Below are 14,210 nucleotides of genomic sequence, written 5' to 3' on the forward strand. Positions count from 1 at the left end.
ACAACTGTTAAAAGTTTTAAGTTTTTTGATGATTACAAGAAAATGTAAGTTAAATGTGTCTTAGATCATCTGAGATTCATTCCCATATTTTTTCCCTGTCATTGCATAAAATCACTAAATCGACTTGATATATATATAGACACAAAAAATTAATGAGTAAATCATTCCATGACTAAAAATAATAATTCTCCTATCACCAAAAAGTTAGAAGCCATAATCTCTCAGGCAGAACAATTAACGGAATCTGAAAATTATGGGGATGCCATCATACTTCATAATCTAGCTATTGAGTTAGATCCTAATAATGCCACTATTTACTGTGATCGTGCTTGGGTTTATAGTGAATTAGAAGAAGATGAAAAAGCAATCTCGGATTATACTAAAGCCATTGAACTAGACCCTAATTATACTGATGCTTACAAGAATCTTGGTGAATTTTATAAGAATTTAGGAGAGTATGAAAAGGCGATCGCAAATTATAACAAGATTATTGAATTAAAACCAAACGAAGCCAACGGTTATTATCTTCGTGGCATTGTCTATAGTAACTTACAGGAATATGAAACGGCGATTATCGATTATAATAAAGCCATTAAACTAGATCCCAGTTTTAGTTTTACTTACTATAGTCGTGGTATTGACTATAATGAGCTAGGAGAATACGAAAAGGCCATCGCTGATTTTACTCAAAGCATAAAACTATATCCCATTTTTGGTTTTACCTATCATAGTCGTGGTAATGCTTATAATGAGCTAGGAGAATATCAAAAGGCGATCGCTGACTATAATAAAGCCATTGAAATATACCCTAATCTTGGTTATTTTTACTATGATCGTGGTTGCGCTTATAGTGAATTAGAAGAACATGAAAAAGCAATGTCTGATTATACTAAAGCTATCGAACTAGAACCAGATAATACCTATTATCAAGAAGCTCTCGAAGGTGCTGTTTTGTTAAAGAAACAAAAAGAAGATGACCTAAACGACTATTGGATTGTAGATCTAGAGAGATTAGTAAATACGGGTCAACTATTAACAAATGAAGAGCAATGCTATGAATTATTTAGCCACTTTTTTCCTGAAAACATTAATCCCAGAAAAGCAGCAACTAACCTCATTAAAAAATTTACTGTATTATGTGAACAACAACAAGTAATTCCCTATTTTTGTTCAGTATTTACATCTTTAAAAATTTATAATCGTGATACAGCCATTATGGATGCTTGTGTATTTGATCAATATGAGGATAAAGAAATACTGATTGTCGATGCGATGGAAGAATGTTATCAAGATTATAAACCGCCTTTTTATTTTGGCTCAGACTTTGAAATATTCGTCAGAAACCCTATTAGCAGTTTTAGTTTTTCTAGTTTCGTCATTTTCAATGAATTTGGTTTAATCACGAAAAATCCTAAGACTTTACCCCAATTTTATTCTTCAATTCCAGTGCAAATAACTGCATTCGATAAAATTTTTTGGAATGGTTGCAATTATGATTTATTAAAAATAGCTGAAAAAGATAATAAATTAGTCATTGTTATTCAACCCCATGAGACATTTTATATGGGTATTACTAACATGAAGGATGATGATACTTTTCAAGAAAGGGAACAAAAAAAAGCAACATTAATGTTTATTTATTTCCTTCTCAAAAAATATTTCAAAATTTACAAAGAATGTGCGGATTTACCTATTATCAGATATCGTTCTGTTTCTCTTTTACCCCTTGAAACAAAAGAACAAACATCCTTTGAAACCATAATTGAACTTTTAAACACAACTGACATCACAATCGCAGACTTCGATACTTTATTGAAAGATATTGAGACGATTCCTTGGATATTCTAGGTAATATTGCCTTCAATCTAAATTCCCTCTGATTAAGGGGGATTTATTTTTACTTTCATTGCATAAAATCATTAAACCAACTGGATAAATATATAGACAAGACAAAAGCAAACTAAATTATTAATCATAATCATGACCAAAAATACAACGAACTCCCAAACCACTATTAATATTATCGGCATTGGTAGTAGCTTATTAATTCTTCTCATGGGCTTTTTTATCAAGTCTAATTCTTTAAAAATAATCGGTATCATTACAGGAATTTCGACAGGAATATATACCCAATTAGCCTCTAAAAAATTAGAGCAAGATAATGAAAAACTGACTACTTTACCAGAATCAAAAACAATAGAAATTTCATCTCCTTGCCTAGAAATTATAGAAGAAAAAGAAAGAGATTTAGAAATCAAAGAAAATGTAATAAAATATCAATATTTAGAAGATGAAAAAATAATCAAACAAACCATTGATCAATTTAGTAAATATTCTACTATTTGGCTTGATACTGAAACAGCCGACTGGGATAAACCCACTAAAAGATTATCCCTATTACAAATAACTGCAAACCCAAATGATTTGACAGGAGAATCAGTTTATCTCTTAGATTTATTAGATAAAAATCATTTAATAGAATACTTTATTCAAACAATAATGGTTAATGAAAATATCCAAAAAGTTTTTCATAATGCTCCTTATGATTTAAGATTTTTAGGTGGTAGAGATAGAGTAAATAATATTTTTTGTACCTATAATTTATCTCGAAAACTATCCTTAGAAGTATTAGGAACACCTAACAGACAATTAAAAACTTTGGCGAGTTATTTGTGTGGTTTTACCATAGAAGAAAATGAACAAGGAAGCGATTGGGCAATTCGTCCTTTAACAGAAAAACAGGTAAAATATGCGGCAATGGACATTATTTTTCTCACTCAAGTTCATCAAAAATTAGAAGATATATATAATTTATCTACATTAGATAAAAATGAATTAACAGAAGTAAATTCTCAAGAAACAATTAATACTAATCCTTTAAATTTTGAAGAAGAATTAGCTCTATTATTAACAGAACAACAACTTAGAAATCATCAAAAATCTTGGGTTTATTATCAAATTAGAAATGAATTTAGACTAGATTTAGAAAAATTAAAAATTATCGCTCAAGCTCTTGGTTATAACGAAAGATGGGCTTATTATCGAGCAGGAATAAATCCACCTAATAATCAGTTTAATCAACAAGAAAATAATCATCAAAATATGCAAAATTTACCTTCATTTTCGGATAATCTAAATATTAGCGAATCAGCAATTTTATTTCGTATTAATAGAACTTATTCTCCCGATTTATCTTCTGAAGAACTTTATAACATTACAAGAGGAAATTGGGTATTAAGAGAGCGTCGAGAAAATGCAGATTATGCCTTTGCCGTTTACAGGGGAATTATCAAACAAGTTTATCGTATTCACTCTTGGGATTTTTCAGGAGTTATCACCAATGGTAATGAAAGATATTGTTTTGAAGGAGAAATAGCAGAAGATAAACAAAATTATATAGGAATGAATGTCGCCCGTTATTTTCCTAGAGGTATGGCTTCTTCTACTCGATATGTTAATTGCTAAAGTAAAAACCTATGATAAAATTAATATAATTTGCTATATTCATAGGTTATAAATATTTTAAAAATATTTTTCTTACCTCTGCATAAATTTACGAAATCAACTGGATAAATAAATAGAAATAAAAAACATAAAATTTACAGGAGAATTAAACCATGACAGAACAAAATGTATCTCAAAAACCCATTATCAAACCTGCAATTACACTAAAAGGAAATCTCAATGTTGAGAAAATTGAAGTAGGTGAGCATTTAGCAGAAATTCAATATTATCAAGTAGTTAAAGTTAACTCTAAAACCATTAAAGTTGTTAGTGATAAAGGAGTAGAATCAAATATAGATAAAGATTTAGTTTTAGAGATGTATTCAGCTAGTCAATATCAAATAGAAAAATATATTACTCGCACAGAAGTTAATAATATTTTAGCGAATATTGGACAACAAATATTTACGGTTAATTTTAACAAACAAGTTAAACAAGATGATATTAAAAATAAGTTATTAACTGCTATTAAAGATGAAGAAGGAAATCCTCTTACTTATGAACAAATAGAGAAAAATTTAAAAAAAATTAGTAAGGAATTAAACAAAGGAGAAGAAAGAACTTTAATCGGTTATTTATTAGAGATTAATAATGAGATGGGCAGAAGTAGTGCCATTGATTTAGAAATAGAAAGAGGTCAAAATCGTTTGCGTCAAATCGATCATCGTACTATTAATTATTTAATCTTTAAAAATACTAAATATCTTGTGAGATAAATTATTATGACCATACAAACATTTAAACTTACTAATAATGTTTCCGTAAATTATTAACTATTGAATAATGTAGTGGTAAAAAAATGAAATTTTTAGAAAAGAAAGACTGGATTTTTAGTATTATTACTTTTATATTAGTAACAACAACTCCTAATGAAAGTCAATATATTGACTATTTAAAAACAGAGATGAGTAAAGGAGCTGAAGAAAATATTTGTAATTATGAAAAAACATTTGAAAATTCCCTAAGTAATATGTTTTGCAATTTTCTCTCAAAAGATATTGTTATTTCTATGGGGTATGAGATGATTCGTCATAGTGTAATCACTAAAAACTACTTAATTTTTAGTGATTACACTATAATTTTTGATAATTCAAAAACTATTTTGATTGGCCTTTGAGTAGCAAGTGTGCGAAAAACAACGCACTTGGCTAAAACTCCCTCAGAGCAACAGTTTCAAATGTTAATTTTTGTGAACTTTTGTATCTTAAAAATTGTACCAGTTTAAGTAAGGTTTTATTGGTACACCAAATTGGTAGCGGATATCAAGGGTTTCAGCCTTGTCTTTTCCGAAAGGTTTAACTGATACAGCGAACGCAAATCACAAGCGCGTTTAGTACAGATGCTACTCAAACGCCATAACGAGTAAATTTATTCACTACTCACTAAAAATATATAAATGACACCTGCTAACCTCCAAGAATATTTAAACAAACTGGTTAAAAACCAATTACAAATTAGTACGATGATTTGGGGCGCACCAGGTATAGGTAAATCCAGCATTGTTGCCCAAGTCGCCCAAGAAAATAATCTCGATTTTATCGATTTACGTTTGTCTCAACTTGCCCCCACTGATTTAAGAGGTTTACCCGTAGCAGTGGCAGGAAGAACTAAAAAACAAGGTATTTCTACATGGTATCCCCCCGATTTTTTGCCCCAAGATGGTAAGGGTATTCTCTTTTTAGATGAGTTAAATATGGCGCCGCCTACCATGCAGGAAGTGGCACAACAGTTAATTTTAGATCGGAAAGTGGGGGCTTATGAAGTGCCTGAAGGTTGGTTTATTTGGGCAGCAGGTAATCGTAAGGAAGATAGAGCGAGTATATTTGAAATGCCCTCCCCTTTAGCTAATCGTTTTTTACATTTGGAGGTAACTGTTGATTTTGATAGTTTTAAGGTTTATGCCCTGAAAAATAACTTTCATGAACAAATTATCGCTTTTTTAAGCTACCGTAGCGAATTATTACATAAACTAGATATTAAAAGTCATGCTTGGGCTTCTCCTCGCACATGGGAAATGGCGAATAAGTTACATTTTAATCAAATAGATATTACTCCTGCGGTGGGAGAGGGTGCGAGTGCGGAGTTTAATGCTTTTGTGGCTTTATATCAAAATTTACCTGATATTGACGAGATTTTAAGCGGTAAAGGGCAAAAAATCGGCTTTCCTTCAGAAGCATCTACTCGTTATGCTACCACCATCGCCCTTGCCATTAGGGGGAAAAATGCCGATGAGGGGTTAAATGGTTTTGAATGGTTAAGTCAAAAGGCAACAAAGGAATGGGTGCAGTTATTTGCAGTGGATTTAATTCGTCAAATGCGAGTTAAGGGAGAAATTGGGGCGTTAGGTAAATTGATTAAAGAAAATAAGGAGTTACAAAAATTCTTTAAACATTTCCGTGATTTAGTGGGAATGATGTAGAGTTTTTTTCAAGATAACGGTTCACTTCTTGTTATCTTTAATATATAGTCAACCTTAAATAAATTATCTAAAACGATGAAGTCATTGACAGATTATACGATTATAGTTAAACCTGATGATAACAATACTTTTGTCGCTTATGTTCCAGCAATTAAGGGTTGTCATGGTTGGGGTGAAAGTGAAGAGGAAGCAAGAAGTGAGTTAAATAATGTTTTCTCAATGATTCAAGAAGAATATCTTGAGCAAGGAAAAATATTACCTAATGATGTTGAAATAAAAGTTGTCGCTCATGCCTAAGTTTTGTAAAAACGATCACGAAGTGGCTCCGCGCGATCGAAAAAGTCGCACAAAAATTAGGTTTTCAAAAAGTTCGTCAAAAAGGCAGTCATGCCCGTTGGCAACATATTGACGGAAGGGCAACAACAATTCCTATTCATGGTGATGCAGAAATTGGTGGTTGGTTATTCAAGGAAATTTTAAGTCAGTTAGGCATTACAGAAGAAGAGTTTAATCAACTTAAATAAAGAGGAAAAATACTAATGATTAAACAAACGTCACAAGATGAAGAAATAATCAGTGCTTCAAGGTTAAGAATGAGGGTAAAATCGCCCTTTTTTGCAACCTTAGCCCTATTTGCCCAGTTTAAAGCCAGTTATGCCCTTGATACCGCCGCCACAGACGGTAAAACAGTTTTTTATCATCCTGAATATCTGATTTCTTTACCGACAGCCCAACAAGATGGTTTAATTTTACATGAAATATTGCACATGGCTTTATTACATACCACTCGCCGACACCATCGAGAATGTGAGTTATGGAATATTGCCTGTGATATAGTGGTTAACGGTTTAATCGCTGAGGATAAAAATTATGAATTACCCCCCAATGGAATCCATAAACCTGAATGGGAAACAAAAAGCGTTGAGGAGATTTACGAATTACTTTTACAACAGCCTGATGAATCTAAACCTAGTCTGTTAATGCCAGATTTACTTAATCAACCTCTTTCCGATTCTGACAACGAGGAGAATAATCAACAAGAAACGATCTATAAATCTGCTAATAATAAGGGGAATAATCAGCAAGAAACTATTAATGAATCTGGTAATAATAGGGATAAGACTCAAAAAAATTCTTCGGTAAATAAAAATAATAGTAATTTAGAAGCAGAATTAACATGTTCGCTCGCGCAGCGCCACTTCGTGATCGAACAACATAAACAAGCCCAATTAAAAGCCCATTGGCAGAATGCTATGCAACAAGCGAATATTGTTGCTCGAACGGCTAATCAGGGTAAATTACCTGCGGGGATGGAAAGGCAGTTCAAAGAATTACAATCAGCACAAATTGATTGGCGTACTTATCTTTGGCGTTATTTAGTGCAAACTCCGACGGATTTTCAAGGGTTTGATCGTCGTTTTATCTCTCGTGGTTTATATTTAGATACTTTAGCAGGGGAATCAGTGCAAGTATATGTTTGTATTGATACAAGTGGTTCAATATCAGATCATCAGATGAATTTATTTTGTAGTGAATTACAGGGAATATTAGGGGCATATCCTCATCTTCAGTGCCAATTATATTATGCCGATGCGAACATTTACGGCGGTTATGAACTAAAAGCTAACGATGATATTCCCAAGCCTATTGGTGGTGGTGGTACATCATTTATTCCCTTTTTTGAACAAGTAGAAAAAACCAGAGACTTATGCTTACAAGGAGTTTGTGTTTATCTAACAGACGGTTATGGAGATTTTCCCAGAGACAAACCGAATTTACCAGTTTTATGGGTAGTTGTACCAGGGGGATTAGATACTGATAAATTTCCTTTTGGAGAAGTAGTTAAGATTTACTAAAGAACCTTTATACTAAAATCGTCTAACTCTTGTTCAGTCTTTCTTTTTTTATGGGATAATAAGTTATAAAAATTATAAAAGTTATAAAAACTATAGTTTATGATGACTGTCAACTTAAGCCCGAATATCGAAAGTCGTTATAGAGTTTTAGCAATAGAGTTAGGGCTAAAAGAAGATGAATTATTACAAGAAGCAATTATTTCTTATTTAGAAGATTTAGAAGATGTAAGAGATGCAGAATATCGTTTAGATAATCCCGAATCTTATCTAACCCTTGATGAATGGGAGAAAAGTTTTGACTTGGAAGATTAGCATTGATTCACGGGCGGGGAAGGAATTAAAAAAACTGGATAAATTGGCGCAAAAAAAGATAATTCTTTACTTAAAAGAACAAATAGCAATATTAAACAATCCTCGTTTATTTGGAAAAGCCTTACAAGGTAATAAGCGTGGATTATGGCGTTATCGAGTCGGAGATTATCGAATTATATGTCAAATTCTGGATGATGAATTAATTATTTTGGTAGTAAGAATTGGTCATCGTAGCACCATTTACAACGACTAAAATTAATAGGCTAAGACGCATTTAACTGATATTTTTTCTTAATTCTTGAAAACAACTCAAACGCTTACAAGAATGCCTATTGCTTATTCCCTGTCTGAACCAGACAACTTAAATGCAAACTAGCTTAGAACTTCGCAATTTTATAATTATAATGAATTTTATTGTCATCGATACTGAAGGAAGCGACACCCTTAGAGAAATAGCTATTATCAACCAAGACGGAAAGCTAGTTTATGAAGCCTTCGTCATCACAAGGGGCAGTACAACAAATCGACTAAATCAAAAACCTCTAACAAAAATCATCAAAGACTTACAAAACATCTTGCCGAATAAAACCATTATCTGTCACAAAGCTAAACACGATCGAACTATTCTTAAAAATAGTTTCCGCCGATACCGCCAACAATTACCTCAAGCACAATTTATTTGCACTCTTGAATTAGCACAAAAACAACACCCCAACCTCAACAGTTATCAACTAGGCAACCTCTGCCGTAGATTCTTCCTGCAAGTGGATAATCTTTATTTTCAAAGGGTTCAAGCCCATCGCGCTCGTTATGATGCACAATTTACCTTACAATTATACTTATACCTAACTTCTCACTCTCAAATAGAAAATAATACACCTATGGCAGTCGAACAAATTGTAACAACACCATCAGTAAAAAATCCCTTTAGTAGCAGTCGTGTAGATGATCCCTATCAAAATCATTTAGACTTTGAACATATATACAGAAGCCAATTCTATCACCTAAAATCCCTAGTGGAAGAAATCAAGCAAGATAGAGAAAACCAACAGAGTCGGGGTGCATTGATACTCGGAGAAGCAGGAAGTGGAAAAACTCACCTGATGATGCGGTTAGCCAAAGCCACATTAATAACCAATCGCCTCTTATATGTGCGTCAACCTAACAATGCTAACTCCGTAATGCACCACATTTACTCAAGGATATTAGAAAGTTTTGCCCAAAGAGTTGACATCGAAGGTAGCCAACGCACCCAATTAGATTTACTTTTAGCTCATGTTTTTACTAATATCTTAAAATTGATTCAACAGGAAGATAAAACCCAAAGACTAGAGCAAATAATTCAACAGTTACAAAATGATAGCCTAATTTTATACGATCGATTAGGAGGAGAAAATACTCAAAGAAATAGGGATAATTGGCGATATATAGAAATTAAAATAACTCAATGGTGGGAAAGTAATTATTCTGCTAGTGGTTACGCACCCAATATTCTTAAAGGTATCATCAAATATTGTAGCTATAGAGATCCTAATATCAAAGATAAAATCAGAAGATGGTTAACAGGCAATGAATTAGACAGTCAAATTTGTGAGGATATAGGCTTAAATAATTGGCAAGAAGATAATCTTAGCAGAGAAGATTTTGCCTTAGAAGGAATCCGTTTATTTGGGCAATTGTCCACCCTTGATGAACCATTAATTATTATCTTTGATCAACTTGAATATCTTATTCATCAACCCGATATTCTCACCAGTTTTGGCAATGCTTTAAGGGAAATTATAACCCATGTTCCCCATTCCTTAATTGTAGTTAATCTTTTCCCGGATCGTTGGCAAAGTTTTCAGGGGTATTTTGATGATTCTACCATTGACAGATTATCTATTAATCAACTAATTTTACAAACTCCTTCGGCGGATGAATTAAGAAGAATGTTAGCAATGAAATGCGAAAAAATAGGCACAACTTTAGAGACATTATTTCAACCCCAAGATTTACAAGTAATTTTGAGACAATCTTCCATCAGAAAAGTAATTAATAAAGCATCAGACTATTATCATTATCGAGTTTTAAACTTACCTTTACCCGAAGAATTACCATCTAAAAACAATATCTCTGTAGAAGAAAGATTAGTTAGCTTAGAAAATGCTTTAAGGCAAATTGCCCATATTTGCCAACCTTTATTAACTGATAATAACGTAGTATTATTAATACCAGAAAACCAAATTAATGTTAATGTTGAAAGTCAATTAGAAGAGGAAAACGAAGAATTTAATCTTACTCTTGAAATGGAAGATAAAAACACAACAAAAATTAATAATATTAAACAGAAATCTTCAGAAAATAATGTACTTATATCTGTAGAAAACACCATTTTAAATTACCTAGAAGAAAATGAACGTTTAATTGCTGACAATTATCACAATCCTTATATTATTACTGATGATGATGAGTATGGTAAATTAGTAAGAATTATGGAGGCATTTACAAGCTATGATTCAAGGATCGAATTAGATCATTTAGCTTTAGGAAACAGAATACTTCCTTCAAATTTATTAATTATTCGAGAGAATGTTAAATTAGCTGTGGGTTTTCTCAATATTGGTGGTTCAGCTTTTACCAATAGAATCAGGAATTTCAATGAATTAGTTGTTTCTTCTCCTCACACTAAATTTTATTTATTAAGAGATGAAAAAGAAGGAGAAATCACTGCTACAGGGGGTAGGAATAGAATCGAGCAATTAAATTACACAAATAATGGTCAATTTTTGACAATAAATAAAGAGGGTAGAGTTATTTTTGAATTAATTTATAAAATGATTGTAGCAATTAATCAAAATGATTTAGAAGTTAGTATAACTGATGCCATTCAAGTAGTTTTAAATAGATATGCAAATTACTGGTTAATCAGAGAGATTTTTACAACTTAACTATTAGGCGTTAAACTAAGCCAGTTTGTTACCAAACCGACTCGTCTTCAGAACCCTTATTCCATGTATTACTTGGTTATCCCTTTACTTCCTTATCTATAATTTATGTACTAAACAATCTTCTCGAATTACGCTCAATTACCATAATGATTGCTTTCCCCAACAGTATCAGATACGTGCTTCAGCTCGGACATTTATGTTAAGATTTATTTTGTAATTGCATTTATACTAATGAAAGTAGTTTTTCCACAAGAGGCTCACCTAACGACATTAATTTAACAGAGGGATATTCCTCGTAAACTTCAGGGTAAAAGGTAACGTGATAGGTTTGGGTTTTCCAAGTTAATAGCCAAATGCGATCGCTCAAAGAGCAGTCTTCCAGATGCCATAGTAGCGTTTCATCATCGTCCTTGTCTTGAAATGTAATACCCTGACTTTGCAACCATCGAGATTGAGTGAAGATTTGTTCAACTTTTTTAGGGGGGAGAGGATTGGGTGGTATTTTTTGGTTGACTAACTGTAAATCAGCCGAAACATTTATTGCCGTCATTTGTTCTAAATCAGGACGAATGGGGGGATTATCTAGTAAATTCTCCAACTCACTTAATAAAACTCCTTCTTCCTCTGGATCTGCAGCCATAACTGCCTGTTCAATAAAAGTGGGTACTTGTGCTAAAATGGGTTGTAAGTTGCCCACTACAGTCTCAAAAGCATTAATTCGAGATCTCAGTTTCTGATATACCTTTGCTTCTACCGTACCATCATAGTAAAAATTATGAATATGGATAGTAGGGTGAATTTGTCCAATTCTATCTAAACGCCCGATTTGTTGTTCAATTTGCATCGGATTCCAAGGGCAAGAATACTGAAATAATACCCCACAAGTTTGTAAATTTAACCCCTCACTCGCCGACTTAGTACACAATAAAATCTTAATATTAGGCAATTTTTGCTCATTAATTTTAGATTGTTTATTATTAATTCCCCTTTCATTATTAATTATTAATTCTTCATTATTCATTGTGAAAAGCCTTTTAATCACCTCTTTTTTAACAACCTTCCATCTACCATTTTCGTATAACTCCCCTCCCCTTCCAGAATAACAAGCCACTTGATTGCCATATAATTGAACTAAAGTATCTCTTACATAATCCATTGTGTCGGTATATTGAAAAAAAGTGATCACTGTTTCTCTATTCATCAATTCTTGCCGTAAAAGAGTCAAATAATGAGATAATTTGGTATCTTCTCCCGTTTGCTCACATTGTTGTAAAATAGCTTCTAAATATTCAATTTCTGCTGGATCTGTTGCTTGAAAATAACCCTCTAATCCCTCTATAATGTGATCGTCTGCATCGTCTAAATCCATTAAATCATCATCGGTAATACTGATACCCTCTAAACGTCTTTCCAAAGATTTCTTAATGGCATAAAATGAGCTAGTAAGGCGACGGCGGTATAATGTCATTAAAAACCCTAATCCAAATCTATTTTGTTGTTGCGCAAGGTTATAAAAATGTCTGACATAATCACTCACTGCTTGATATAAGGGAATTTCATTAATCGGGTTAAGTACGATAGAATTATCAAATACAATTCTATTCGGTATGGGTTTATCTAAAATGCCTCGGCGATAATATTCCCTTAATGTTTCTCTGGTATGGCGAAACATCAAATCCTTGAGGGGGGTATTAATCGTTAAAAATTGCTTAGAAGTATCGATAAATTCTTGATTTTGACAGACTTTACGAGGATTAACGATCGACCTTCCCCTTTCCCATGTATCCTTGAGAGAATAGAGTAAAAGACGATTATTTTGTTGTAAATATTGTTCAAAAATAGCACAGGGTTTCCCCCCTTGTTGAAAATAGTCAACTGTCAGAGATTGCCAAAAATTAAGCCTTAAATCATTGACAGGTAGCGGTAAACCATCAAAATAGTCACAGAAATTATCTTGATATTGCCATAATCCTTTTAACCCTACCAGATGGAGTAAATCAAATACTTCTACGGTATCTAACTGCATGGGAGTAGCCGTTAGTAGTAGTAAAGACTTGGTTTTTGTTTTTAATTCCCTGAGTAAAGCCAACAGACGATTAGGGTTATCTTCCCTTTGACTCGGATTACGGCGACGGGCGTGGTGTGCCTCATCTACCACAACCAAATCCCAATCTTTAGCCTGTAATAACTCTTGGCTACGACTTCCCTGACGTGCTAAATGAGAGGAAGCCAACACCAAATCTACCTCATTCCAAATATTATTAATGGGGGTAATGGTTTTACCATCAGGATTAGTGAAAACACCCTTACTATAACTCCAAAAATGTAAGTTAAACTTTTCCCTTAACTCCTCATGCCATTGAGATTGTACACTCTTCGGAGCAAGAATTAATACCCGTTGCACTTGACGAGAGATGAGCAAATAACGGACAATAATACCAGTGCTGATAGTTTTACCTAATCCTACCTCATCCGAAATCAGGGCAGAAGTAGGAAAATCAGCGATAAACTTTAACAGTATTTTCCTTTGATGTATCCAAGGTTTAACAGGGATAGACTCTAAACAATAAGCCAAACACCCTTCATGATTATGTATATCGAGTAAAGATGCAAACTTTTCTTTTTCCTTCTCTATTTCTTCAGCCGTTAAATTAGCTTTTTTCTCTATATTATTCTCAATATTATAGATATTATTTTCTTTTAATTCTCTTTGTTTATGTTGATCATTATTAATTAATTCTTTATTGTTAACTGTTAATTCTACATTATTAATTAATTCTTTATTGTTAATTGATTCTTCATTGTTAATTGTTAATTGTACATTGTTAATTGATTCTTCATTATTAATTGTTAATTCTTCATTGTTAATTGTTAGTATTTCAAACTCTTTTGACCATACAGGCTTATAATTAGGAGTATAATGTATTAACTTTTTTTTAATAGCTTCAGGCATGGCAAAAACCTTAACATTTGGGGCTAAATTATCCCATAATTGATCAAAGCGAAATTGCTCCTCATTGACTCTTTGTAAATCCCTTTCTCCTTCCCAAGCAGGGTGTTTTCAAAGTCGGGGCAAAATTAAAAAAAAGATGGACTTTTTGGTTATACAATCGACCATGTCCATCTTATTTTTTGTTTATTTAAAATAAGTTATGAACATTTTATTTCAGGTTTTTCGCTTTGTCAAAG

General features: G+C 32.6%; 12 protein-coding genes. 11 read left to right on the plus strand and 1 reads right to left on the minus strand.

The features are described 5' to 3' along the window. Positions 1 to 168 precede the first annotated feature (168 nt). The 11 genes from ACEW8E_RS00155 (at position 169) to ACEW8E_RS00205 (ending at position 11,021) form a co-directional block, all read left to right on the plus strand. The gene (locus ACEW8E_RS00155; protein ID WP_373478319.1) at positions 169 to 1,848 is read left to right on the plus strand and encodes a tetratricopeptide repeat protein; all 1,680 of its coding nucleotides are present in this window, start codon (positions 169 to 171) and stop codon (positions 1,846 to 1,848) included. 132 nt (positions 1,849 to 1,980) lie between these two features. Then, positions 1,981 to 3,465 carry a hypothetical protein gene (locus tag ACEW8E_RS00160; RefSeq protein ID WP_373478320.1) on the plus strand — a complete coding sequence of 495 codons (1,485 nt, stop codon included), beginning with the start codon at positions 1,981 to 1,983 and terminating at the stop codon, positions 3,463 to 3,465. A gap of 152 nt (positions 3,466 to 3,617) precedes the next feature. Beyond that, a complete protein-coding gene (locus ACEW8E_RS00165; protein ID WP_373478321.1) occupies positions 3,618 to 4,220 on the plus strand; it encodes a hypothetical protein in 603 nt (200 codons plus the stop codon). 83 nt (positions 4,221 to 4,303) lie between these two features. Beyond that, positions 4,304 to 4,621 carry a DUF4359 domain-containing protein gene (locus ACEW8E_RS00170; protein ID WP_373478322.1) on the plus strand — a complete coding sequence of 106 codons (318 nt, stop codon included), beginning with the start codon at positions 4,304 to 4,306 and terminating at the stop codon, positions 4,619 to 4,621. A 279-nt stretch (positions 4,622 to 4,900) separates the two neighbouring features. Further along, entirely contained in the window at positions 4,901 to 5,923 is a 1,023-nt protein-coding gene (locus ACEW8E_RS00175; RefSeq protein WP_373478323.1) for an ATP-binding protein, read from the plus strand. Between the two features lie 75 nt (positions 5,924 to 5,998). Beyond that, positions 5,999 to 6,220, plus strand: coding sequence for a type II toxin-antitoxin system HicB family antitoxin (locus ACEW8E_RS00180; protein ID WP_017295960.1), 222 nt, complete (start codon positions 5,999 to 6,001; stop codon positions 6,218 to 6,220). A 35-nt stretch (positions 6,221 to 6,255) separates the two neighbouring features. After that, positions 6,256 to 6,447, plus strand: a complete 192-nt coding sequence (locus tag ACEW8E_RS00185; protein WP_373478329.1) for a type II toxin-antitoxin system HicA family toxin — start codon at positions 6,256 to 6,258, stop codon at positions 6,445 to 6,447. A 15-nt stretch (positions 6,448 to 6,462) separates the two neighbouring features. Beyond that, complete coding sequence (locus ACEW8E_RS00190) at positions 6,463 to 7,779, plus strand: VWA-like domain-containing protein (protein WP_373478324.1); 1,317 nt, start codon at positions 6,463 to 6,465, stop codon at positions 7,777 to 7,779. Between the two features lie 99 nt (positions 7,780 to 7,878). Then, positions 7,879 to 8,091, plus strand: coding sequence for a CopG family transcriptional regulator (locus ACEW8E_RS00195; RefSeq protein ID WP_373478325.1), 213 nt, complete (start codon positions 7,879 to 7,881; stop codon positions 8,089 to 8,091). Further along, the gene (locus tag ACEW8E_RS00200) at positions 8,057 to 8,344 is read left to right on the plus strand and encodes a type II toxin-antitoxin system RelE/ParE family toxin (protein WP_373478326.1); all 288 of its coding nucleotides are present in this window, start codon (positions 8,057 to 8,059) and stop codon (positions 8,342 to 8,344) included. The genes ACEW8E_RS00195 and ACEW8E_RS00200 overlap by 35 nt, the downstream gene beginning before the upstream one ends. A 151-nt stretch (positions 8,345 to 8,495) precedes the next feature. Then, positions 8,496 to 11,021, plus strand: coding sequence for an exonuclease domain-containing protein (locus tag ACEW8E_RS00205; protein ID WP_373478327.1), 2,526 nt, complete (start codon positions 8,496 to 8,498; stop codon positions 11,019 to 11,021). 223 nt (positions 11,022 to 11,244) lie between these two features. Here the strand turns inward: ACEW8E_RS00205 and ACEW8E_RS00210 are convergent, their stop codons facing one another. Continuing rightward, entirely contained in the window at positions 11,245 to 13,974 is a 2,730-nt protein-coding gene (locus ACEW8E_RS00210) for a DEAD/DEAH box helicase (protein ID WP_373478328.1), read from the minus strand. Between the last annotated feature and the right edge of the window lie 236 nt (positions 13,975 to 14,210).

It is taken from the genome of Geminocystis sp. (assembly GCF_041753295.1).
Lineage (GTDB): Bacteria > Cyanobacteriota > Cyanobacteriia > Cyanobacteriales > Cyanobacteriaceae > Geminocystis.